This is a genomic window from Tessaracoccus yangjingae (genome assembly GCF_055326235.1).
This window is the reverse complement of record NZ_JBUZNN010000020.1, coordinates 1-23,403: the sequence shown is the minus strand read 5'-3', so window position 1 is coordinate 23,403 and position 23,403 is coordinate 1. Positions and strand designations below refer to the sequence as shown.

Genomic DNA, 23,403 nt, shown 5'->3' with positions numbered 1-23,403 from the left:
GAGGATTCTGAAGGTCTGGCGGGCGACGTATCGTTTGAGGCAGCGGCGGATCTCTCGCTTGGTTCGGCCTTCAGCGGTGCGGCGTTCGATGTAGGCCTTGGTGGCTGGGTCGTTGCGTTGTCTGCAGAGGATGATGGTGTGGATGGCCTGGTTGAGGTGGCGGTCGCCGGAGCGGTTAAGGCGGTGTCTGGTCTGTTGTGTGCCGCTGGTGGCCGGGATGGGGGCGGTTCCGGAGAGCATCGCGAATGCGGCCTCGGAGTGGACGCGTCCGGGATGGGACCACACCAGCAGCAGGCTCGCCGCGACGATCGGTCCGACGCCGTTGAGGTCGAGCAGGTCAGGGCGCCACTTCCTGACGATGTCGAGGATCTGCCGTTGCAGGGCCTTGGCGTAGAGCCGCAGCGACCGGGCCCGCTGTGCGAGTTCCTTCAGTACCGGCATCAGGATCCCGGTCAGGGGGTCGTCATTGGTGTGGGGTCGTAGTTTCAGGGCCTGGGTGACCATCGGGGCGGTCTTGCGGCCGGTGAACCGTGACCGGAGCTCGTCGGGGGCGGTGAGCACCATCGAGCGGAGTTGGCGTTCGGTGTCGGTGGCCTGCGTGATCGTCAGGTGTCTGCTGGTGACAAGGACCTGGAGCGCGGCACGGTCACCGGTGACCGCCCGCGGGGTGGACAGGGAGTCCCGGCCCAACGCGTCCCGGGCTGCCCGGACCGCGTCGATGGAGTCGGACTTTGCGCCGTTGCGGCGCTTGATCCGCTCTGGTCGGTCGACCTCGACCACCAGTTCGCCGGCCAGGGCGCGGGTCAGGCCGATGCCGTGGCTGTTGGTGCCCTCGATGGCCCACCCGCGCCGGCCGGGACGGGTGTGGGCCCAGTCGATGAGCTGCTGATAGCCGGCCGGGTCGGCCGGGGTCTTGATCGTGTCGAGCACCCCGCCGGTGACCGCGTCAACGGCCGCGGCGACGTGGAACTGCTCGTGGGTGTCGACCCCGATCACGAGGTCGACAAGCTCGCGGAGATTCTTCACACTGGACATGCGTCCCCTTCCATGGACGTCAACCATCGGGTTCCGATCCGGGCAGGGACTAGGCACAACTGTGATGGGACACAACCGGCGCTGCTGACGCTGGTTGGTCAAGCTCCTGAATCAGGCCACTGGTTTCTGCTCGGGTCGGGGTCGACGCTCACGCCGGACATGTCCTGACCAAGGCACCCGGAGGGCCAGCTTCGAGGAGAGTCACGACGCGACCGTCGATCCCAACAACACCACCAATGAGGTGGTGACACCAGACTCACAGCTTCGAGGCTCGTCGCTGCGCTCCTCACACCTCAGCCAGCGAGAGGGAGGGCTCCTCGCGCTTCAGCCAGCGAGAGGGAGGGCTCCTCACACCTCAGTGTCCGGGGCCGCGGGCGGCCCTTGGGGCGCAAGAAGGAGCGTTCCTACAAGTCAGCCAGCGAGAGGGAGCGCTCCTCGCCCTTCAGCCAGCGAGAGGGAGGGCTCCTCGCCCTTCAGCCAGCGAGAGGGAGGGCTCCTCGCCCTTCAGCCAGCAGAGGCAGGGCTCTTCGCACCACAACCAGTGAGACGGGGGTTCCTGCATCTCAACCAGCGGACTCAGCGTGTGGCCGCGACCTCGGCGTACAGGCGCAGCAGCTCGGCCGCCTGGGACTCGATGGACCACTGCGAGGCCAGCTCGACGGAGCGCGCCGACGCCCGCGTGCGCCAGGCGTCGTCGTCGAGCTTGTCGATCACGCGCATCAGGCCGGCGGCCAGCGACGCGGCGGTGGGCCGGGTGATCTCCCCGTTGACCCCTGGGTCGATCACCAACTGAAGCTCGTGGTCCACGCTCACGATCGGCAGGCCGGCGAGCGCGGCCTCGTGCAGCACCAGCGCCTGGGTGTCGGTCAGGCTGGGGAACGCGAACACGTCCGCCATGGCGTAGTAGGCGCCCAGCGCGTCGCGCTTCTGCTCGCCCGGCAGGATGATCCGACCCGCCGCGCGGCCCTCGGCGAGGACCTTCTTGATCCGCGAGTAGCGTTCCCAGTCGCCCACGATGCACAGCCGCGCGTCTGGGCGCTGCGCGTGCACCAGGTCGAACGCCTCCGCCAGCAGTGGGATGCCCTTCTCAGGCGCGATCCGGCCGGCGTACAGCACCAGGGGGCCGTCCGGGTGCGGGAACGGGGCGGGCCCGGACGGGAGCGGGTCCACGCCGTTGGGCATCACGCGGATGTTGGCGTCCGGGGAGATCAGGCGGAGCCGGCTGGCGGTCTTCGGCGACGGCGTGGTGATGAGCGTGGACAGCTCCAGCATCTTCTCGCAGATGCTGAGCAGCGACGCGGTGGACCTGCCTCGGTCCTCGTAGCGGATCTCCGCCAGCCGGATGTCCTCGGCGCTCACGAACTGCCCCTTGGTGAGCCTCGCGAAAGCCCGCAGCACGCCGGTGAGCAGCGGCAGGACCGCGGAGTAGTGGTCCCCGTAGGCCTCGAAGTCCGTGTGCCAGGTCATCATCATGGGGATACCCAGGCGCCGCGACGCCCAGGTGCCCAGGAGCCCGACGGTGCCGAAGCCGTGCACGTGCAGCACGTCCGGGCGCATCTCGCCGATCCGGTCGATGGTGCGGTCGAAGTGACGGCCGTTCGCCACCCTCGTGGGCATCTTCGGCACCTTCACCGACGGCAGCCGCACCTCGGTCCGCCCCGGGCGGCCGTGATGCGGGTTGGGACCCTTCGCCTCCGGCGCCACCACGATCACCTCGTGGCCCGCGTCCAGGAGATTGCCCTCGATCTGTTGCACCGCGAACATCAACCCGTTGCTGCCAGGCCCGTAGTTGTCCGTGAACTGCGCCACCTTGAGGCGGCGGCCAGGCGCTGCGTCGGGAGAGGTCACCCGGTCACTCTAGCCCTTCCTGCCGTCTCCGTCGCAGGACCCCGGAGGGCGCTGGCGGGGGTGGCCGACTGGTCGTGCGGGGGCCCGGGACCGGCCCCTCAAGCCGGTGGTGCTCGGCCGCGCGGATCGGGGGATCCGGCGACCCTCCTCCGGGTTCTAGGCTTCGGCACATGCACGTCGTGATCGCGCCGGACTCGTTCAAGGGCACCCTGACCGCGGCCGAGGCGGCCGGGCGGATCGCCGCCGGCTGGCTGTCGGTCCGCCCCCGCGACACCGTCGCCCTGCGCCCCATGGCCGACGGCGGCGAGGGCACCCTGGACGCCTTCGCCGCGGTGCCCGGGTCTGAGCGCGTGCCGGTGGAGGTGGTGGACGCCGTCGGACGCCCGAGGGAGTCGTCGTGGCTGCTGCTCCCGGACGGGACGGGCGTGGTGGAGTTGGCCGCCGCATGCGGCATCGTCGGGCTCGATCCGCTGGACGCGCGCGGCGCGCACACCATCGGCTTCGGGATGGCCATCCGGGCGGCGCTGGAGGCGGGAGTGTCGCGGCTGCTGCTGGCGGTGGGCGGCAGCGCGTCCACCGACTGCGGAGCCGGGCTCCTGGTGGCGCTGGGCGCCCGGCTCCTTGACGACGGGGGGCGCGAGGTGACCTCGCCGGGGAACGCGGCGCTGGGGCGGGTGGGGAAGGTGGACCTGTCCGGGATGCTGCGGCCGCCCGCGGGCGGGGCGGTGGTGCTGTCCGACGTGACGAACCCCCTGCTCGGCCCCCTCGGGGCGGCCGCGGTGTTCGGGCCCCAGAAGGGCGGGGCTGGGATCGTCGACGAACTGGAGCTCAACGTGGGCAGGTTCGCGGCGCTGCTGGGTGGGGACCCGGAGGCCGCGGGGGCGGGCGCGGCAGGCGGGGCCGGGTTCGCGTTGCAGCGCTGGGGGGCGACGACGGCGTCGGGCGCCCGGGCCGTCGCCGAGGCGGTAGGGCTCGTGGCCGCCGTCGACGGCGCAGACCTGGTGATCACCGGCGAGGGGCGCTTCGACAGCCAGTCCGCCGCCGGCAAGGTGGTCTCGGTGGTGCGCGAGGTGGCGGGAGACTCGAGGGTCGCGGTGGTGGCGGGACGAATCGAGGCCCCCGTCGACGCCCTGGCCGGGGCGATCTCCTTGTGGGATCTGGCGGGGGAGCGGGCGCTGACGGACTCGGCGAGGGTCGCGGAGGAGGCGGGGAAGGCGTTGGCGTCGCGGCTCGTCTCTCACGGGACCCGATGCTGATCGTCTGGGACGGCTGTGGTGTTCGTGTGTCCGGGTCGGTGCTGGGGGGTGGGGGCCGGTCCCGCCCGTGACTCCTCGGGTTGGGCGCCGACAGCGCGAGCTCCAATCGCGAGAACCTCGGCCCACTCCAGGGACCGGCGCCAGTTGGTTTCGACACGCGCTGAGCCGCAGGCGGCTCGGCGCGGCTCAACCAGCGGAAAAGGAGGCTCGGTGCGCTCAACCAGCTGTCGGAAGGGAGGCTCAGTGCGCTCAACCGGCGGATGGGGGCGACCCGCGCTCGGGGCGTGGGCGAGCGATCAGGCGGTGGGGGTGTGCACGACACGCCGTCGGGATTGGGGGTTGGGCGCGTATGGTGCCCCGAGGGTGGTTTCGTGGGGTGTTTCGTGCCACGGGTCTTGGGGCGACGAGGTCGACGGCGACGCGGGGACGTGAGGTGTGCGCGAGGGTGGGGGACGGCAGGGCGGCTGGGCGCAGGGATGCCCAGCCCGAGGGGCACCCGGAAGAACCCGCCTGAAGCAGGCTTGAGCCAGGGCCGCCGTGACGGCACCCGCCCGGATTGGACCACGCCACAGGCAGACGAGTGCGGGGAGACGTGGGACGAGGCCCGGGTGGCCTCAACTACCTGACCACAGCCAAGAACGCGGCCGACGAGCAGACGGCGGACAAGGGCCGCACGGGCCTCGTGTCAGGGCTCCCGGCACCTGCCGCCCGCCCCGGACCCAGTATGGTCGAGGAGCGGTCGGGCGGTACCAGGGTCCTTGCACCGTGTGCCCGTTGGTTTCGACACGCGCGAGCCGCAGGCGGCTCGGCGCGGCTCAACCAGCGGGAATGCCTCGTGTCAGGGCTCCCGGCACCACGCAGGGTTACCTCCAGGGCTCCCGGCACCACGCGAAGGGATGCCTCCAGGGCTCCCGGCACCAGGCGAAGGGATGCCTCCAGGGCTCCCTGCACCACGCAGGGATCACCACGGAAGGGCCCTACTGGGAGACCGTGACCCGGATCTCGTGGTAACCCTCGGCGCCGTCGGGGAAGGGGTCGGCCGGGCCGACGGCCTGGGGGCGGCCGGTGGCGTCCGTCACGCGCACGGCCAGGCGGTGCTCGCCCGGGGTCGCGTCCCAGGCGTGGCTCCACTGCCTCCACATGTCGATCCCGGCGTCCGGGCCCTCCCTAGCGATGCGCCAGGGGCCGTCATCGATGCTGACCTCGATCTGGGCGATGCCGATCCCCTGCGCCCACGCCACGCCCGCGACGACGGCGCGGCCGGCCGGGACGGTTGCCCCGTCGCGCGGCACGTCGATGCGGCTGGCGGGCTTGATCGGCGCCTCCTCCGCCCAGCCCCGGCGGGTCCAGTAGGCCTGCTCCTCCGCGAAGGTGGTGACGGTCAGGGCGGTGACCCACTTCATCGACCCCACGTATCCGTACAGGCCGGGGGTAACCATCCGCACCGGCGCGCCGTGCAGCCGGGGGAGGGGCTCGCCGTTCATGCCGACGGCGAGCAGGGCCATCCGCTCGTCCGTGAGCGCCTGGATGGGAGTTGAGATGGTGAAGCCCTCCGCTGACCTGCTCAGCACCATGTCCGCCTCGGGCGAGGGCCCAGCCATGGCCAGGACGTCGGCCACCCGGACGCCGAGCCACCGCGCCGCGCCCACATACGGGCCGCCGACGGGGTTGCTGACGCACAGCATGGTGATGTCGGCCTCGACCACATCCATGGCCAGGAGATCGTCCCAGGTGAGGGTCAACGACCGCTCCACCATGCCGTCGACCGTGAGGCTCCACTCGCGATGGTCGATCAGCGGAGGGCTGAGCGAGGTGTCGATGCGGTAGAACTCGGCGTTGGGGGTGTAGAGCCGCGACACCCCCTCGACTGTGCCCTCCAGGCCCGCGGGTCCGGCGGGGAGGGGCGCGGGCGGTACCGGGAGGACGGGCGCCCCCGGCGGCGCGACGGTGGGCGCCACCTCACCGAGGCCCGCCCCCACCAACGCCACCCCGCCGCCGGCCGCGCCCACCAGGACCCGCCGTCGGCTCCATCCGGGCCCGGCAGTCTCGTCGTCACCGGCCCCGACGCGGGAGAACGCGGTGAGGACCGCTCCGCCCACCAGCACGGCCAGCAGCGAGGGCAGGGCCCAGAGCGGGGTGGCCTCCGGGTCCGTCAAGGCCGCCGCCGCGCACAGCGCGCCCAGCGCGGAGGTGGCCAGCCAGGCCGCCGCGAGCGAGCGGGCGGCCAGCCGCCCGACGAGGAGGCCGAGGACGGCGACCACCAGCAGGACGCCCACCAGCAGGATGGGCTTGTTGGCCGTCCCGAAGGTGGCCACGGCCCACTCCTTGACCACGGTGGGGGTCAGGTCGATCAGGCGGTTCGCCGTCGCCAGCACCGGAGACGACCCTGGCGAGATCAGCGCTGACAGTCCGTGGCCGGCTCCGAGCCCGGCCGCGACCGCGATGAGGCCCTCGATCGCTGGGGTGGCTCGACGCTCGGGCATGGGTCAATGGTGCGTCAACGAGGCACTTGAGGGAAGGAGCGCGTGGACGCGGGTGCAGCGCGCCACGAGTTCGGGGTCGTGGGTGAGGACCAGCATCGGCACGTGGGCGAACTCCCGCCACACGTCGTCCATGATCGCGGCGGCCGTCTCGCGGTCGAGGTGCTCGGTGGGCTCGTCGAGGATCACCACGTCCGGATGGCCCACCAGCAGCCGCGACAGCGCCAGTCTGCGCCGCTCCCCCCCGCTCAACGTGGTGCCGGCCTCGCCGATCCGCCGCGACGGATCGAGAGGCAGGCCCGCGCGGGCCAGGGCGGCGCGGATGTCGTCGTCGGTGGCGTCGCGGTTGCCGATCCTCACGTTCTCCGCGACGGTGGTGGCGAAAATGTGCGCGTCCTGCGCCAGGTAGCCCACCCGTCCGCCACGTCGGACCTCGCCGGCCAGCGGGGGGATCAGGCCCATCACGGTTGCCGCCAGCGTGGTCTTGCCCGCCCCGGACGGGCCCACCACGGCGACCTGCTCCCCGGGCGCGACGCTCAGCTCGACGCCCTCCTGTACGGCGCCCGCCCCCGGCCACCCCACCGCGACCTCCGAGAGCCGTAGGCCCGGCTCCCCGTCGCCACCAGCCACCGCGTCCCCGCGGCCGACGGCGGGCTCGCTCAGCACCTCGTCCAGCCGGTCCAGCGCGGAGCGGGAGCGGGTGTGGGTCTGCGCGGCCTGCGCGAATGTCGAGAGCACCTCGTGCAGCGCCAGCGGGGTCAGGGCGAGGACCGCCAGGAAGCGCGGGTCCAGGCCCCCGGCGGCGACGGCGGCGGTGCCGAACCACAGCGCCGCCGCCACCGCGACCCCCGCGGCCGCCACCTGGCCGCCGGTCGCGATGCCGCGGATCCAGGCGCCGCGCGCCTCCTGGCTGCGGAGTTCGTCGTCGATGGCCAGCAGCCTGGCCAGGGTGGGGGCCTGGGCCCCGTAGGCGACGAGGTCGCCGGAGGTGCGGGCGAGCTCGCGCACCCCGTCGGCGAGGCGTCCGCGGGTGGGGACGGCGGCCGCGTCCGCGGCCCTGCTCATGGCCTGCGTCCACAGCGGCAGGACGAGGCCGGCGAGGAGGGCCGTCAGCAGGAGGGCCAGGGCGCTGGGCCAGTTGAGCACGGCCAGCATGACCGTGGTCGCGGCCACCACCGTCGCGGCCGAGGCGATCGGGATCACCACGCGCACGACGAGGTCCTGGACCGCCGCGACATCAGCCACCACGCGCGTCAGCAGGTCCCCCCGGCGCCGCCCGATCAGCGTGGTGCCGCTCAGCTTGTCGTAGATCCGCACGCGGATGGCGCCCTGGAGGCGGAGGGCGACGTCGTGGCCGACGAGCCGCTCCACGTAGCGGAACACGCCGCGCGAGATGCCGAAGGCGCGCACGCCGACGGCGGCGGGCTGCAGGTAGAGCACGGGCGGCGCCATCGCGGCGAAGGAGATCAGCCAGGCGGAGACGCCCATGAGCGCCACCGACGAGCCGGACGCCAGGGAGGCGAGGAGCACGGCCAGCAGGAGGCGTGAGCGGGCCTTCGGCACCGAGGCGAGGAGGCCGCGGAGGAGGGATCCGTGGGCTCGGCTGTCACCTTCGGCCACGGCGTCGGCGCCCGGGCCCGGCTCCGGGGATCCGACGGCGAGCGCCCCGCCCGCGTCGTGCCCGGCCGGGGCAGCGGAGGCGGTCTGGTCTGCGGCCGCGATGCCGGCGATGTGCGGCTCGGCCATGAGTGCGTGGGCCTGCGACTCGGTTGGGAGGGCGGTGACCCGCGGCTCGGTTGCGAGGGCGTGGGCCGGCGGGCCGGCGGGGAGCGCATCCACCAGGGACGGGGCGCCCGAGTGCACCACCCGGTCCGCTGCCGCCAGCACCGCCGGGCGGTGCGACACGATCAGCGCCCCCGCGCCGGTGGCCCGCACCGCCTCCACCACGCGCGCCTCCGTCTCGGCGTCCAGGCCGGCGGTGGGCTCGTCGAGCACCAGCAGCCGCGCACCCCCCACCCGGATCCGCACCAGGGCCCGCGCCAGCGCCACCCGACGGCGCTCGCCGGCGGACAGGCCCTCGCCGTCGTCGCCCACGGGCTTGTCCGGCCCGAAGTCGGCGCCCGCGTCGGCCAGCGCGCGCCGGATCTCCGCCGCCGCGACACCCGGGTGGCCCATCGCGACGTTCTCACCCACGGTGCCGTTCAGCATGCCCGGCTCCTGTGCCACCCAGGCGAGCTGCGCGCGCCAGGAGGCGAGGTCGACGCCGACTAGGTCCACGCCGTCGACCGTGACCCGCCCCGACGACGGCGGCAGGAAGCCGAGCGCCATGCCCAGCGCGGTGGACTTGCCTCCGCCGGACGTGCCGGTGAGGGCCACCACCTCTCCGGGGCGCACCTCGAGGCTCAGCCCCTCCACGGCCGGGGCGGCGGCTCCGGGGTAGGCGTAGGACACGTCGTCGAGCCGGAGGACCCCGCCTCGCGGCGCGGGTGCGCTGCCGGCGTGCCCGGCGGCGCCGTCGATGACGTCGAACGCGGCATCCGCGGCGGCCACCCCGTCGGCCGAGTCGTGGAAGTGCACGCCCACCTGGCGCACCGGCAGGAACGCCTCCGGGGCGAGGATGAGCACGAAGAGGGCCGTGGGGAAGTCCACGTCGCCGTAGACCAGCCGGAAGCCCACCGTGACCGCGACCACCGCCACCGACAGCGTGGCCAGCAGCTCCAGCGCGAACGACGACAGGAACGAGATGACCAGCACCTTCATGGTGGCGTCGCGGTACTGCTCCTCGCCGATCTCCACCCCGCGCCGCTGCGCCCGTGCGCGGGCGAACGCCTGGAGGGTGGGGAGGCCCGCGATGAGGTCCGCGAAGTGGTTGGCCAGCCTGTCCGCGACACCGAAGCTCCGCGCGGTGGCCTTCTCCGTGGTCCAGCCGATCAGGGCCATGAACACGGGGATCAGCGGCAGGGTGAAGGCCACGATGATCGCCGACGGCCAGTCGGCCAGCAGGATGGCTCCGCCCACCAGGAACGGGACGGTGGCGGCGAGGCCGAGTTGGGGGAGGTACTTGGAGAAATAGCCGTCGAGGGCGTCGAGGCCCTGGGTGACGATGCGGATGAGCGAGGCTGACGATGTCGCGGCGACGGGGGTGTCGAGGCGGGCGGCCAGAATGTCGCGGCGGAGCTGCGACTTCACGGCGGCGGCGGAGCGGTGGGCCAGCGTGGAGCTCAACCAGGCAAGCAGCCCCCGTCCGAGGAACACGGCCGCCAGCGCGAGCAGCGCGGCCTGCCACCCCGGTGGGAGGGCCTGCGCCTCGAAGGCCCGGGTGATCCAGTCCGCCAGGACCCTGGCCTGGACGATCAGGAGGACGGCGGTGGCCAGCCCGACGAGCACCGTCGCCACCATGAAACCCCTGGTCGCGCGTGCGCGGCGGAACAGTCGGGGATGGATGGGGCCTGCCACCGCCCCAGTCTTCCACAGCGCGCACGGCCGCCCCGACGGGCTCCCGGCCCACCTTCCGGGTTGGCTCCCCGCCGGCCACTTCGCATACCGTGGGCGTCTTTGCATACGTCATTGGCTCTGCGAGGAGGGCGGCCGTATGCGAGGTCCCGTCGTGGGCACTCCACGGTATGCGAAGTGGGTCGTCGGGCACTCCACGGTATGCGAAGTGGCGCGCCGGACGCCCACCCAGGGAATGTTCTTGCCGATTCAACTGTTGTCCCCGGCAGTGCCCGCCGCCGCGAGGATCGGGCGCCACAGACCGCGCAACCGAAGGACCCAGATATGACCTCCCCGCTCACCGACGCCCCGCCCGCTCGCCCCGCCCCGCTCGTCGGTCCCTCCGCGAGCGGGATCTCCGTCTCGCGGGTGCCCACCTACGTCGACGACGTGACGGTCCGCCTGATCGCCGCGGTGGTGGTTGCGGTGGGCGTGCTGGCCCTCGCGACGCAGCAGTGGTGGCTCTACGCCGTCCTGTTCGCCGACTTCACGCTCCGCGCCGCGGCCGGCCCCCGCTGGAGCCCGATCGCACGGGCGGTCGGCTCCTGGGTCCGGCCCCGCCTCGCCGTCGCCAAGAGGCCGACGGCGTTCGCGCCCAAGCGGTTCGCCGCCGGCATCGGCGCCGTCATGTCGGCTGCCATCACCTCGCTGTGGATCACACACGCGCTCACCGGGGCCACGGGCGCCATCGTCGCGGCCGCCGTGCTGGCCGGGATCATGATCGTGCTGCCCACGCTGGAGGCGGCGTTCGGCTTCTGCCTCGGGTGCAAGATCTTCGTGGCCCTGATGCGCCTGGGCGTGATCCCGGAGGACGTGTGCGTCGACTGCGCACCGTCGGCGTCCCGGGCCGGCTGACGAGGGTCGCCGAGCGAGTTCACAGACGCGGGGACGGAAAGAGGGGGTCCGGGCACTGAGCCCGGACCCCCTCTTTCACGTGCGGATCAGTGGACCGCGACCACGTCCTCGGGGATGTTCTTCGTCGAGATCCGACGGCTGAACACCCAGTAGGACCACGACTGGTACCCGATCACGATCGGCACGAAGATCACCGCGGCCCACGTCATGATGGTCAGCGTGGTCTCCGACGACGCCGCCGTGATGATGTTGAGGCGCTCGTCGACGGGGACCGACTCGTCCTGGGCGAAGCCCAGGTTGCCGTACATCTTGAGGAAGATGCCCACGAACAGGGTGACGACGGCGGTGCCGGTGAGGACGAAGCCCCACCCGTCGCGCCCCTTGCCGATCATGACGGTGGCGCCGAGGATGGCCGCGACAGCCAGAGCCCCCGCGACCCACGCAAGCACCGCGAAGTCGCCGAACTCCGAGCTGGCGGGCCAGAACACGTTCTGGCAGATCACGAACAGCGCCACCATGGCGGTGGCGGCCCAGCCCACCTTGGAGCCGAACGCCTCGGCCCGCTCGTGGATGTGGCCCTTGGTCTTCAGCGCGATGAACGCCGAGCCGTGGACCAGGAACAGCGTCACGAGCATCACGCCGCCGAGCAGCGCGAACGGACCGAACAGCCCCCAGAACGAGCCGTTCCACAGCAGCCCGTCGTTGGCCAGCCCGATGACGAAGTTGGCGAACCCCACGCCGAACACCAGCGACGGCAGGAACGAGCCGACGATGGCGAACCAGTCCAGCATGTTGCGGTAGCGGGTGTCGGGGTGCTTCGAGCGGTACTCGAAGGCCACGCCGCGCAGGATCAGGCCCACCAGCACCAGCAGCAGCGGCACGTACAGGCCGGAGAACAACGACGCGTACCAGCCGGGGAACGCCGCGAACATCGCGCCGCCCGCGGTCAGGAGCCACACCTCGTTGCCGTCCCAGACGGGGCCGATGGTGTTGACGATGACGCGCTTGTCCTTGTCGTTCTTCCCGAGAACCGGGATGAGCATCGCGACGCCGTAGTCAAAGCCCTCCAGGAAGAAGTAGCCCAGCCACAGCACGGTGACGAGGATGAACCACACCATGGGCAGCGTCGGGACGGACACTGTCGCTTCAAGAAGATTGTTCATGTCTGGTCCTCCTCTCTCAGTAGGCGAAGGTCAGGGGGGCGTCGGGGTCCTTCTGGACCTCGACGGGCGCGACGTCGGGCAGGCCCGCCTTCGCGTACTTGAGGAACAGCCACACCTCGATCACGGCGAGGCCGCCGTAGATGAGGGTGTAGGTGATCATGGACAGCAGCACCGTGCCGGCCCCGACGGTGGGCGAGACGCCCGACGCCGTCGGCATCACGCCGGCCACCACCCACGGCTGGCGCCCCATCTCGGTGAAGATCCAGCCGAAGGAGATCGCGAACAGGGGCAGCAGCGGCATCGCGAACATCAGGAGCGTCCACAGGGGGCCGGGCTTGGGGAGCCGGTCCTTGCGGGTGACCCACAGGGTCAGCGCCGCGATGGCCATGCCGGCGAACCCGAGGCCCATCATGAGGCGGAAGGTCCAGTAGGAGATGGGGATGATCGGCGTGGGGTCCAGGCCGGGGTAGTTCGCCGCGATCTCCGAGGCGTACTGCTCCTGGATGGTGGTCCGGGTGCCGTCGAACTGGCGGAAGCCGTCGGTCTCGAACTCCTCGATCAGGTTGTTGATGCCCTTGACCTCGTCGTGACCAGACAGGATGGACAGGAGCCCGGGGATCTTCAGCGCCCAGACCTCCTCCCTGCCGTCCAGGGTGCCGATCGTGAACACGGAGAAGGAGGCGTTGGTCTCCGTCTCGAACAGTGCCTCGGCGGCGGCCATCTTCATGGGCTGCACCTGCGTCATGGTCTTCGACTGGGCGTCACCGCTGATGATGGTGACCAGGGAGGCGGCCAGCATCACCCAGGCGCCGAGGCGCACCGCGAAGCGGTAGGCGCTGGTGTCGCCGGTCTTGGACTCGCCGTCGCGGTTGATCTTGGCCAGGTGCCAGCCTGCGATGGCGGCCATGAGGCCGCCGCCCACCATGTAGGCCGAGGCGATGACGTGCGGGAAGGTGACCAGCAGCACGGGGTTGGTGAGCACCTCGATGAAGCCCTCGACGCCGTCGAGCTCGGCCCGGCCGTTGTTGAACACGGTGCCGACGGGGTTCTGCATCCAGGAGTTCGCGGCCAGGATGAAGATGGCCGAGAGCATGGTGCCGAACGCGGCCAGGTAGATGGTCATCAGGTGGAGGCCCTTGGGCAGCTTGTCCCACCCGAAGATCCACAGGCCGATGAAGGTCGATTCCAGGAAGAACGCGAGGAGCGCCTCCAGTGCGAGGGGCGCCCCGAACACGTCGCCGACGAAGCGGGAGTACTCGGACCAGTTCATGCCGAACTGGAATTCCTGCACGATTCCGGTGACCACACCGAGGGCGAAGTTGATGAGGAACAGCTTGCCGAAGAACTTCGTGAGCCGGAGGTAGGCGTCCTTGCCCGTGCGCACCCAGAAGGTCTGGAGGACCGCCACCAGCATCGACATCGCGATGGTGATGGGGACGAAGAGGAAGTGGTAAACAGTGGTGATTCCGAATTGCCACCGTGCCAGGGTCACAGCATCCATGGCAGGACGGTACTACCCCGGGTCGTATTTGAACAACGAGTCCACACCGTCGGGTGACTTCGCCCCTTATGCTTGGCCGCATGCCGTCACGTGGAGAACTTGAGCAGCGCGTCATGGAGCTGCTGTGGGCCTCCGAAGCGCCCCAGTCCGTGGCCGATGTGCATCAACAGCTGAACCAGGAGCGCGAGCTCGCCTACACCACCGTCATGACGGTGCTGGACCGGCTCGCGAAGAAGAGCCTGGTCTCCAGAGAACTCGTCGCGCGCGCGTGGCAGTACCGGCCCACGTCGTCGCAGGCCGAGGTCGTGGTGCGTGACCTGCTGCGCCAGCTCGAGCGCGTCCCGACGGAGGTGCGCGCCGAGGCGCTGCGCCGGCTGGCCGAGTCGCTCACGGCTGAGGAGCGGGCGGCGCTGGCAGCACCGCTCGCCGTCAGCTGAGCCTCAGCCCTTCCCTCCGGAGCCGTTCTTCCCGGTGCCCTTGCCGTTCTTCCCGCTGCTCTTTCCGTTGCCGTTGGAGGCGGGCTTGGAGAGGGCGTCGGGCGTGAGGGTCGCGGCAAGGCGCTGCCGCTCGACGACGGGGTCCCAGTCGGCCTCGGGCCACCCCAGATCCATGTCGACGAGGGTGCGGGTGATGATCTCGGTGGCCGCCAGCCGCGTGTACCACTTCTTGTCCGCCGGCAGCACGAACCACGGTGCGTGCTCGGTGGAGGTGAACCGGAACACGTCGGCATACGCTTCCTGGTACTCGTCCCACTTCTCGCGGGTGGAGAGGTCGGAGGGGTTGTACTTCCAGTGCTTGTCGGGGCGCTCGATGCGCTCCGCCAAGCGCCTGCCCTGCTCGTCGTGGGAGACCATGAGGGCGAACTTCAGGACGACGGTGTCGTCGTCGACGAGCTTCTTCTCGAAGCGGTTGATCTCGTCGTAGCGCTTGCGCCAGACCTCCTCGGGCACGAGGCCCTCGACGCGCACCACCAGCACGTCCTCGTAGTGGGAGCGGTCGAACAGGCCGATGAGGCCCGGCTTCGGGAGGGCCTTGCGGATCCGCCAGAGGTAGTGGTGGCTGCGCTCCTCCGGCGTTGGGACGCCGAAGCTGCGCAAGGCCACGCCCTGCGGGTCCACCATTCCCATGACGTGCCGGGCGATGCCGCCCTTGCCCGCGGTGTCGAGGCCCTGCACGATGACCAGGATCTTGCGGGTGCCGCCGGTGCGGCCGTGGGCGAAGAGGCGCTCCTGGAGCTCGGACATCAGCTCGCCGCGCTCCGCCATGGCCTCGTCGGCCGGGCCCTTGCCTCCGGTCCACCCGGGGGCGCTGTTGCGGTCGAAGGCGGCAAGGTCGAAGTCCGGCCCGACGCGCAACGCGGTGCGGGGATCTTCGCTCCAGAGGTCAGTCATGGTGGTCCTTTCGCTGTGGCTTCCCATTCTGGCCCGGTGGGCCGCATCGGGGGAGGAGTTCGCGTCAGGCGTCGTCGGTCAGTCGACGGCGATTGCGGCCGGAGGTGACCCAGCGGGCCAGCGCCCCGCCCTCGTGCAGCAACTCGAGGCGGCGCTGCGTGCGCTCCACGAGGTCCGTGCGCACCGCAAGCAGCAGCTGGTCGTCCTCGTGGAGGCGGGTGCTCCGGTCCGGCACGAGCACCTCGTCGCCCCGGATCACCATGGAGAGGACGGCGCCCCGGGGAAGGCGGAGGTCGTCGGCGTACATCCCCGCGATCCGGCTCCCACCTGGCACGCCCACCTGCACCAGGGACGCGTCGATCCCCTCGAGCGGGGACGAGTCGAAGGTGACCGCATGCTGGGAGATGGCCTCGGTGACGCCCATCCAACGCGCGAACCGGGGAAGCGTAGGGCCCTGCAGGAGGGTGAAGGTGACCACCAGCAGGAACGTGACGTTGAAGATGTGGCTGGCGTGGGGGAGGTTCGCGGTGAGCGGGATGGTGGCCAGCATGATGGGCACGGCCCCGCGGAGGCCCGCCCACGAGATGAACGCCTGCTCCCGCCAGGGCACCTTGAAGGGGGCCAGGCACAGCCACACCGACAGGGGGCGGGCGATGAAGGTCAGCACGGAGCCGATCACGAGGGCGTCGACGACGGCGCCCGGCAGCTCGGCGGGGGAGGCCAGCAGCCCCAGCATGATGAACAGGGCGATCTGCGCCAGCCAGCCGAGGGACTCGGTGAAGCCCTCCGTCGTCGAGTGATGGGGCAGCGCCTGGTTGCCCAGCCAGATGCCGGCCACGTAGGCGGCGAGCAGCCCGGAGCCGTGCGCGATGCCGGCGGTGGCGAAGGCGGCCATGGCGATGGTGAGGGTGGCCAGCGGGTAGAGGCCGGCCGACGGCAGCGAGATCCGGCTGAGCAGCACCTGCCCGATGCGGGCGATGACCAGCCCGATCAGCGCCCCGGCCACGAGCTGGAAGACGGCGGTGCCCACCATCGCGGAGACCGAGCCCTGGTTCCAGGCGTCTGAGGCGACGACGCTGACGAGCACGATCGTCGGCGGATCGTTGAAGCCGGACTCGCCCTCGAGCGTGGTCCGGACGCGGCGCTTGACCGGGAGCCGGCGCAGGATGGCGAACACCACGGCCGCGTCCGTGGAGGAGACGGTGGCGGCGAGCAGGATGGCCGTGCGCACGTCGAAGCCCAACAGGAGGACGGCGAAGGTCGCGGCCACCGTGACCGAGATCATGATCCCGGCTGTCGCGAGGAGCCCCGAACGGACGGCGACTGGGCGAAGGTCGGCCCAGCGGGTGGTGAATCCGCCGTCGGTGAGGAGCACCGCCACCGCGATGAGGGCGAGGTTGTAGGCAAGCTGAGTGTCGTCGAAGCGGATCCCCAGGCCCGCCTCGCCGATGATCAGCCCGATGCCCAGGTAGAGCAGCATGCCCGGCATGCCGCTGCGGGAGGACAGACGCACGGCGATCACCGCGGCCAGGAAGATGCCGGACACGGCCAGCACCACGAGATTGAGCTCCTCGTGGGTCATGGTCTGGCTCGCGTGGTGCGCATGGGGACCCTTCGGCCGGTGGGCAAGAGCTTAGCGGCCTCAGCGGCGCCCGGATCGACGGTTCAGGGGCCGGGGAGCGCGGAATCGATCCGCCAGTGGGGTCGACCACGCTCCGGGTTGAGCGAGGACGACCCCACTGGGGGATCGATTCCGCGGGTGAGGCGACCTCAGCCGACTGTGAGGCGGATCTCGTTCCTCCACGGGTCCAGCACGGAGAGGGTCCGGCCGTCGAAGGTGGGGGCGTGGCCCGAGAACCGGAGCCGCTCGTCGGCCTTGCCGATCTCCTCGACGGTGGGGACCAGGATGTCGACCACGCCCATGCCGAGCGTGTTGTGCCGCGGGCCCGCGCCCGCGGAGTTCCACACGTTCATCGCCATGTGGTGGTGGTAGCCGCCGGCGGAGACGAAGAGCGCGGACCCGCCGAGAATGGCGGTCTGGTCGAACCCGAGCGCGTCGACGTAGAATGAGCGAGCGGTGGCCACGTCGCCCACCTGGAGATGGACGTGGCCCAGCTCCGCCTGCGTGGGAGGCAGGGTGGAGGGGTCCAGCCCGCCCAGGTGCTTGGACACGAACTCCGAGGGGTCGATGTAGAGCGTGGCCATCTGGACCTGGTTGCCGGTCCACTGCCACTGGTCGCGCGGGCGGTCGTGGTAGAGCTCGACGCCGTTGCCCTCGGGGTCGGTGAAGTAGAACGCCTGGGAGACGAGGTGGTCCCCGGTGCCGGCGTAGGTGTCGGCGTAGCGCTGGTACATCCGCACGAGTGTGGCGGCGAGGGCGGGCAGCTCCTCGTAGAGCACCGCCGTGTGGAAGAGGCCGGCGTCCGTCCGGCGGGCGGGGCGGAGGTCCTTCGACTCGGTGAGCCGGACGATCGGGGTGCTGCCGTGCCCCAGGGTGACCGCGCCCGGCTCGTCGGCCAGCGGCTCGAGGCCTACTCCGTCGGTGTAGTAGGCGAGCATGGTGGGCATGTCCCGGACGCGAAGCTCCAGGCGGCCCATGTGTGTGTCTGCGGCGAGGCTCATGACCCCAGTCTATAGTTTAAGCTTCAACTAAGCAATACTGCCGCGACCCTCCGGCGCCCAGCGGGCAGGGTTGTCCAGCACCCGCTCCAGCGCGATGAACGCGGCGCCGAAGGCCGGGGTCGCGTGGTCCGGCGGGACGGCCAGCACCACGGGGTCCGAGAACGGCCGCGCGAGCAGGCGCAGGTCCAGCTCCCGCATGATGTGCGGGCGGTACTCCTCGGCGAACAGCGCCAGGTCCCCGCCGAGGACGACGGTGGTGATGTCCAGCAGGTTGCAGGCGTTGGCCAGGGCAAGGCCCAGAGCGCGGCCCGCGGCGTCGATGGCGGCGGCGGCTCCCGGGTCGCCCTCCTGGAACGCCAGTCTGACCTGCTCGATGGTCTCCACCCCGACGAGCTCGGTGAGCGCGCGGGTGCCCGCGTAGCGCTCGAGGCAGCCGGTGGCGCCGCACCCGCAGGGTGGGCCGTCGGGGGTGATGCAGACGTGTCCGATCTCGCCTGCCCACCCGCGCGTGCCCAGCGACACCTTCCCGTTGCTGACCAGTGCCGATCCGATGCCGGCCTCGCCGGAGAGGTAGAGGAAGGTGTCGAGCGGGCCGGGGTGGCCGGGGCGCTCCCGGCTGACGTAGATGGCGGCGCTGTCGGCCTCGTTGGTGACGCCGAAGCTGACGGCGTCCACCTCCGCGAGCCCGCCGTCGCGCAGGAGTGGCCGCGGGTCCACGTTGCGCCAGCCGAGGTTGGGCGCGCGTAGAAGGGTGGAGGTGGCGGCGTCGACGAGGCCGGGGACGGCCACCTGGATGCCGACGAGGGTGGCGCCGTCGGGCAGGCGGTCGAGGCAGGCGCGGCCGAGCTGCGCCAGCTGCGCGAGGGCGGGTGCGGGATCCGAGCCGACGTGGTCCTCGAGCAGGTCCGCCTCGGCGACAACGGCGCCCGTCAGATCCACCAGCCGGGCCGCGCTGTGGCCCACGTTGATCTCCAGTCCCAGTGCCAGGAGCGTTCCCCCGTGCGGGCTGAGCGGGACCGAGGGCCGGCCGCGACGGTTGGACGGCACGGGATCCGACTCGGTGACGATGCCGGCGGCAACGAGCTCGTCGACCATCCGCGACGCCGTCGACCTGGTCATGCCGGTGGCCTTGGCGACGTCCGCCCTTGCCATCGGGGTTCGGCTGGCGAAGATCTGGCGCGCGACGAGGGAGAGGTTGCTGGCGCGCAGATTCCCCTGCCTGGCGACGCCGCTCGGGCTCTCAAGACCTGTCTGCATGCGCTTGACTCTAGCCCAGATTCGTTATAAGTTCAGGAAAGAAACAATATTGCTCTCGATGAGGAGAAACACCATGACGGATCACGACTACAAGTTCTCGTTCGGTCTCTGGACCGTCGGGTGGCGCGGCACCGACCCGTTCGGCTCCGACACCCGCCCCGAGTTCGACCCGTGGCACTATGCCGACAAGCTCGCCGAGCTGGGCGCCTGGGGCATCACGTTCCACGACAACGACATCTACCCCTTCGACGCCGACGAGGCCACCGCCAAGGGCCGGATCAACCAGCTGAAGGACGCCTGCGACAAGTCGGGCCTGACCATCGAGATGGTCACCACCAACACCTTCAGCCACCCCATCTTCAAGGACGGCGGGCTCACCTCCAACGACCGCGCCGTGCGCCGCTTCGGGCTGAAGAAGATCCTCAACGCCGTCGACATCGCCGCCGAGGTGGGCGCCTCCACCTTCGTGATGTGGGGCGGCCGTGAGGGCGCCGAGTACGACACCTCCAAGGACTACTTCGCCGCCCACGCCCGCTACGCCGAGGGCCTGGACACCATCGCCGGCTACATCAAGGACCAGGGCTACGACCTGAAGATCGGCCTCGAGCCCAAGCCCAACGAGCCCCGCGGCGACATCCTGCTGCCGACGATCGGGCACGCGCTCGGCCTGATCGCCACGCTGGAGCACGGCGACATCGTCGGCCTCAACCCCGAGGTGGGCCACGAGCAGATGGCCAACCTCAACTACACCACCGGCCTCGCGCTGGCGCTGTACACCCGCAAGCTCTTCCACATCGACCTCAACGGCCAGCGCGGCCTGAAGTACGACCAGGACCTGGCCTTCGGCCACGGCGACCTGATGAGCTCGTTCTTCACCGTCGACCTGCTCGTCAACGGCTTCCCGGCCAGCCCGGACGCGCCCCGATACGAGGGCCCGATCCACTTCGACTACAAGCCCAGCCGCACCGAGGGCGTCGAGGGCATCTGGGATTCGGCCCGCGCCAACATGGAGACCTTCCGCCTGCTGGCCGAGCGCGCCCGCGCGTTCCGTGCGGATCCGGCCGTCCAGGAGCTCATGCGTGAGGCCTCGATCTTCGAGCTCGCCGAGCCCACGCTCGCCGAGGGCGAGACGATCGCCGACCTGCGCGCCGCCGAGATGCCGAACGCCGACGAGAAGGGTGCCCGCGAGTACCACTTCGTCGAGCTGCAGCAGGCCGCCGTCCGCCACCTCCTGAAGGCCTGAGGGGTCAAGCCGTGACGCTGGTCGCCGGCGTCGACACGTCGACGCAGTCGTGCAAGGTGCTGGTGGTTGACGCCGACACCGGTGAGATCGTCCGCCAGGGCGCCGCCTCCCATCCCGACGGGACGGAGGTTCACCCGGACCACTGGTGGACCGCCTTCCAGGAGGCCTCCGCAGCCGCGGGTGGGCTCGACGACGTCGCCGCGATCAGCGTCGGCGGCCAGCAGCACGGCATGGTCGCGCTGGATGCCTCCGGTGAGGTCATCCGGCCGGCCCTGCTCTGGAACGACACCAGATCCGCGGCCGCCGCCCGCGAGCTCCGCGAGGAGTTCGACGGGTGGGTCCCGGCGGTGGGGTACCTGCCCCTGGCGTCGTTCACCAACACCAAGCTCCGCTGGCTCGCCGACGCGGAGCCGGAGAACGCCGAGCGGGTGGCCGCCGTCGCGCTGCCGCACGACTGGCTGACCTGGAAGATCCAGGGATCCGGGGTCCTGTCCGATCTGGTCACCGACCGGTCCGACGCGTCGGGCACCGGGTACTTCGATTCGGTGACCAACGAATACCGGCGCGATCTGCTGTCGCTGGCGCTGCGCCGCGACGCGTCGTCGGTGATCCTGCCGCGCGTGCTGGCGCCCTCGGAGGGCGTCGACGGCGGCCGCTGGGTCCTCGGGCCCGGCTGCGGGGATAACGCCGGCGCGGCCCTGGGACTCGATCTGCGGCCCGGGCAGACGAGCGTGTCGCTGGGCACGTCCGGTGTGGTCGCGGCGGTGTCGTCGACGCCCGCCTACGACGAGTCGGGCCTGGTCAACGGGTTCGCCGACGCCTCGGGCTCCTGGCTGCCGCTCACCGCCACGCTGAACGCGGCCCGCATCCTCGACGCCGCCCGCCGGGTGCTCGGGGTCGACTTCGACGAGCTGTCGCGGCTCGCGCTCGCCGCCCCCTCCGGGGCGGAGGGCCTGGTCATGGTGCCGTGGTTCGAGGGGGAGCGGACGCCCAACCTGCCCGATGCGACGGCGTCGCTGGTGGGCATGACGCTCAAGAACTTCACGCCCGAGAATGTGGCGCGGGCCGCCGTCGAGGGCCTCCTCTGCCTGATGGGGGAGGGTCTGGAGGCGATCCGTCGCCTCGGCGTCTCCATCGAGCGGGTCAGCCTCATCGGTGGGGGGGCGAAGTCCGAGGCCGTGCGCCGGCTGGCACCTGAGGTGCTCGGCGTGCCCGTCGACGTTCCGGCGCCCGCGGAATATGTCGCCCTGGGTGCGGCACGGCAGGCGGCGTGGGCGCTGACGGGGTCGCGGCCGGCGTGGGAGTCGTCGTCGACTGAGACCTACGAGGCGGTGTCGCGGCCGGAGATCGCGGAGCGCTACCGCGAGGTCGCGGCCCGGCTGGTGGAGTCCAACGGCTGGTGATGGTCGTCGCCTCGGCCCCCCGCCCTCGATCGCTGGCTGAGGTGGCGCGAAGCGGCCTCGAAGCCTATGAAGCGTGAGGTGACTGGGGACTTGGATCCCCCGCCCTCGATCGCTGGCTGAGGTGCCGCGAAGCGGCCTCGAAGCCTATGAAGCCTGAGGTGACTGGGGACTTGGATCCCCCGCCCTCGATCGCTGGCTGAGGTGCCGCGAAGCGGCCTCGAAGCCTAAGAAACGCGAGTTGACCAGGGGCTTTGGCCCCGCTTCCTTGTGGGGGCTGTGGTCGGGCCTGGCGGGGTGTGGTGGGGGCCGGGCCGCCCATGATGCCGGTAGGCGGCGCTTCGCGCTGCCGCGCACCGTCATCAACGCCCACCCAACCTGCCCCGTCCCCCACCACCCCCCGCCCTGCTGTCCCCACCTCGCGTCAACTTGTGGGTGGTGGGGTTTGAGCCAATGGATGGGTTCGTGGAACTGTCAAGTTCCGGCTTTGATGGAGGCATGGATTGCACGCTCGGGCTCGTCGAAGGGCTGGGTGCAGGCCGTCGCGTGTGCTCTGGCGCTGTAGTGGGCGGTCTCGTATTCGACGGGTGGGATCAGGCCGATCTCTCCGTGGAGGCGCCGATGGTTGTACCAGTGGACCCATTCGACCACCGCGATCTCGAGGTCGTCGATCGAGCGCCAGGGGCCGCGATTGCGGACGAGTTCGCCCTTGAACAGGGAGTTGAGGGCCTCGGCCATGGCGTTGTCGTAGGAGTCGCCGCGGGAGCCGACCGAGGCGACTGCTCCTGCCTCGGCGAGCCGTTCGGTGTAGCGGATGGCCACGTATTGGGTTCCTCTGTCGGAGTGGTGGACGAGCTGGCTGGTGTCGTGTCCGTCGCGGGCCCGGGTCCACAGGCCCATCTCGAGGGCGTCGAGGGCCAGATCGGTGCGCAAGCTGGTGGAGACCTGCCAGCCCACGATGCGGCGGGAGAACACGTCGAGGACGAAGGAGACGTAGACCCAGCCGGCGAAGGTGCGCACATAGGTGATATCGGCGACCCACAGCTGGTTCGGCGTGTCGGCGCGGAACTGGCGCTCGACCAGGTCGGGGCGCAGGTCCGGCCCGTTGCCGGGCTGGGTGGTGCGGGGGCTCTTCGAGCGGATCAGGCCGCGTAACCCCAGCTCGCGCATCAGCCGACGGGTGGTGCATCGTGCGATCAGGCCGGAGCCCGTCGGGTGGCAGGCGTGCCCGGCGATGCCCTCGCGAACCAGCTGCGCATGGACCTTGCGCACCCCGTACACGCCGTAGTTGTCGCGGTGCACGCGGGCGATCTCGACCCTCAACTCCTCATCGCGCACCGCGCGCGGCGAGGGTGGCCGCGACCGGGCGGAGTAGTACGTCGACGGGGCGATCTTGGCGCCGGCCTCGGTGAGGACCTGACAGATCGGCTCGACCCCGACCTCGCGCCCATCGACCACGTCATGGCGATGGGCGTCGATGTAGGCGACTACCTGGGGTTGGGGCGGTCGAGCTCCGCCGCGAAGAAAGCCGCCGAGGTCTTCAAGATGTGGTTGGCCCGACGCAGCTCGCGCACTTCCCGCTCAAGCTCAACCAGCCGCTGCGCGTCCGAGGTCGTGGTGCCCGGCCGGGTACCCTCGTCGACCTCTGCCTGGGACACCCAGCCGCGTAGCGTCTCCGGGTTGATCCCTAGCTGCTCCCCGATCCGGCGGATCGCCCCCGGCCGTGACGCCGGGTCCTTCCTCGCCTCCAATGTGAGCCGGATCGCCCGCTCACGCAACTCGTCGGGATACTTCCGTAGTGCTGGCATCCGATGCCCTCCTTCGTGACTTGGATGCCTCCATCAAACCCGACACTTGACA

Annotated in this window: 16 protein-coding genes and 1 pseudogene; 5 read left to right on the top strand and 12 right to left on the bottom strand. The window is 71.1% G+C overall.

Translation table 11 applies throughout. The features are described 5' to 3' along the window. Window positions 1–1,035 (bottom strand): IS110 family RNA-guided transposase (locus ACZK5D_RS16340; protein ID WP_463665531.1); only part of this gene is annotated, 1,035 nt, incomplete at its 3' end. 576 nt (window positions 1,036–1,611) lie between these two features. Next, window positions 1,612–2,883, bottom strand: a complete 1,272-nt coding sequence (locus tag ACZK5D_RS16335) for a glycosyltransferase (protein ID WP_463666076.1) — start codon at window positions 2,881–2,883, stop codon at window positions 1,612–1,614. A gap of 170 nt (window positions 2,884–3,053) precedes the next feature. On the opposite strand from ACZK5D_RS16335, the gene ACZK5D_RS16330 reads away from it, so the two are divergent. Beyond that, window positions 3,054–4,139: a glycerate kinase gene (locus ACZK5D_RS16330; protein ID WP_458995290.1), complete on the top strand. Its 1,086-nt coding sequence runs from the start codon at window positions 3,054–3,056 to the stop codon at window positions 4,137–4,139. Window positions 4,140–5,116: 977 nt separating this feature from the next. Here ACZK5D_RS16330 and ACZK5D_RS16325 read toward each other — a convergent pair. The 3 genes and pseudogenes from ACZK5D_RS16325 to cydD all read right to left on the bottom strand — a co-directional run. After that, window positions 5,117–6,622: a molybdopterin-dependent oxidoreductase gene (locus ACZK5D_RS16325; protein ID WP_463666075.1), complete on the bottom strand. Its 1,506-nt coding sequence runs from the start codon at window positions 6,620–6,622 to the stop codon at window positions 5,117–5,119. A gap of 3 nt (window positions 6,623–6,625) precedes the next feature. Next, window positions 6,626–8,239 (bottom strand): thiol reductant ABC exporter subunit CydC, encoded by a 1,614-nt coding sequence (gene cydC / locus ACZK5D_RS16320; protein ID WP_463666077.1) that lies wholly within the window; start codon window positions 8,237–8,239, stop codon window positions 6,626–6,628. Between the two features lie 240 nt (window positions 8,240–8,479). Then, window positions 8,480–10,075 (bottom strand): annotated as a pseudogene (gene cydD / locus ACZK5D_RS16315) (thiol reductant ABC exporter subunit CydD); the annotation flags it as partial. A gap of 321 nt (window positions 10,076–10,396) precedes the next feature. On the opposite strand from cydD, the gene ACZK5D_RS16310 reads away from it, so the two are divergent. After that, window positions 10,397–10,966: a DUF4395 domain-containing protein gene (locus tag ACZK5D_RS16310; RefSeq protein ID WP_463666074.1), complete on the top strand. Its 570-nt coding sequence runs from the start codon at window positions 10,397–10,399 to the stop codon at window positions 10,964–10,966. A gap of 86 nt (window positions 10,967–11,052) precedes the next feature. Here ACZK5D_RS16310 and cydB read toward each other — a convergent pair whose 3' ends face one another. Together cydB and ACZK5D_RS16300 are read right to left on the bottom strand one after the other, a co-directional pair. Beyond that, a complete protein-coding gene (gene cydB / locus ACZK5D_RS16305) occupies window positions 11,053–12,129 on the bottom strand; it encodes a cytochrome d ubiquinol oxidase subunit II (protein ID WP_463666073.1) in 1,077 nt (358 codons plus the stop codon). A gap of 16 nt (window positions 12,130–12,145) precedes the next feature. Continuing rightward, the gene (locus ACZK5D_RS16300) at window positions 12,146–13,630 is read right to left on the bottom strand and encodes a cytochrome ubiquinol oxidase subunit I (RefSeq protein ID WP_463666072.1); all 1,485 of its coding nucleotides are present in this window, start codon (window positions 13,628–13,630) and stop codon (window positions 12,146–12,148) included. A gap of 80 nt (window positions 13,631–13,710) precedes the next feature. Here ACZK5D_RS16300 and ACZK5D_RS16295 point away from each other — a divergent pair, with 80 nt between their 5' ends. Further along, window positions 13,711–14,067 carry a BlaI/MecI/CopY family transcriptional regulator gene (locus ACZK5D_RS16295; protein WP_463666071.1) on the top strand — a complete coding sequence of 119 codons (357 nt, stop codon included), beginning with the start codon at window positions 13,711–13,713 and terminating at the stop codon, window positions 14,065–14,067. Window positions 14,068–14,070: 3 nt separating this feature from the next. On the opposite strand, the gene ACZK5D_RS16290 is transcribed toward ACZK5D_RS16295, so the two are convergent. The 4 genes from ACZK5D_RS16290 to ACZK5D_RS16275 form a co-directional block, all read right to left on the bottom strand. Continuing rightward, window positions 14,071–15,021 (bottom strand): PPK2 family polyphosphate kinase, encoded by a 951-nt coding sequence (locus tag ACZK5D_RS16290; protein WP_463666070.1) that lies wholly within the window; start codon window positions 15,019–15,021, stop codon window positions 14,071–14,073. A gap of 64 nt (window positions 15,022–15,085) precedes the next feature. Then, a complete protein-coding gene (locus ACZK5D_RS16285; RefSeq protein WP_463666069.1) occupies window positions 15,086–16,603 on the bottom strand; it encodes a potassium/proton antiporter in 1,518 nt (505 codons plus the stop codon). A gap of 188 nt (window positions 16,604–16,791) precedes the next feature. Beyond that, window positions 16,792–17,643 carry a VOC family protein gene (locus ACZK5D_RS16280; RefSeq protein ID WP_463666068.1) on the bottom strand — a complete coding sequence of 284 codons (852 nt, stop codon included), beginning with the start codon at window positions 17,641–17,643 and terminating at the stop codon, window positions 16,792–16,794. A 27-nt stretch (window positions 17,644–17,670) separates the two neighbouring features. Then, a complete protein-coding gene (locus ACZK5D_RS16275; protein WP_463666067.1) occupies window positions 17,671–18,900 on the bottom strand; it encodes an ROK family protein in 1,230 nt (409 codons plus the stop codon). Window positions 18,901–18,973: 73 nt separating this feature from the next. Here ACZK5D_RS16275 and xylA point away from each other — a divergent pair, with 73 nt between their 5' ends. After that, complete coding sequence (gene xylA, locus ACZK5D_RS16270) at window positions 18,974–20,143, top strand: xylose isomerase (RefSeq protein ID WP_463666066.1); 1,170 nt, start codon at window positions 18,974–18,976, stop codon at window positions 20,141–20,143. An 11-nt stretch (window positions 20,144–20,154) separates the two neighbouring features. After that, entirely contained in the window at window positions 20,155–21,546 is a 1,392-nt protein-coding gene (xylB, locus tag ACZK5D_RS16265) for a xylulokinase (RefSeq protein WP_463666065.1), read from the top strand. Between the two features lie 471 nt (window positions 21,547–22,017). Here the strand turns inward: xylB and ACZK5D_RS16260 are convergent. Then, window positions 22,018–23,351 (bottom strand): IS3 family transposase gene (locus tag ACZK5D_RS16260; protein WP_463664529.1). Its coding sequence is split into 2 segments (ribosomal slippage): window positions 22,018–23,072 and window positions 23,072–23,351, totalling 1,335 coding nucleotides; the frame shifts between segments, so codons are not numbered across the junction. Between the last annotated feature and the right edge of the window lie 52 nt (window positions 23,352–23,403).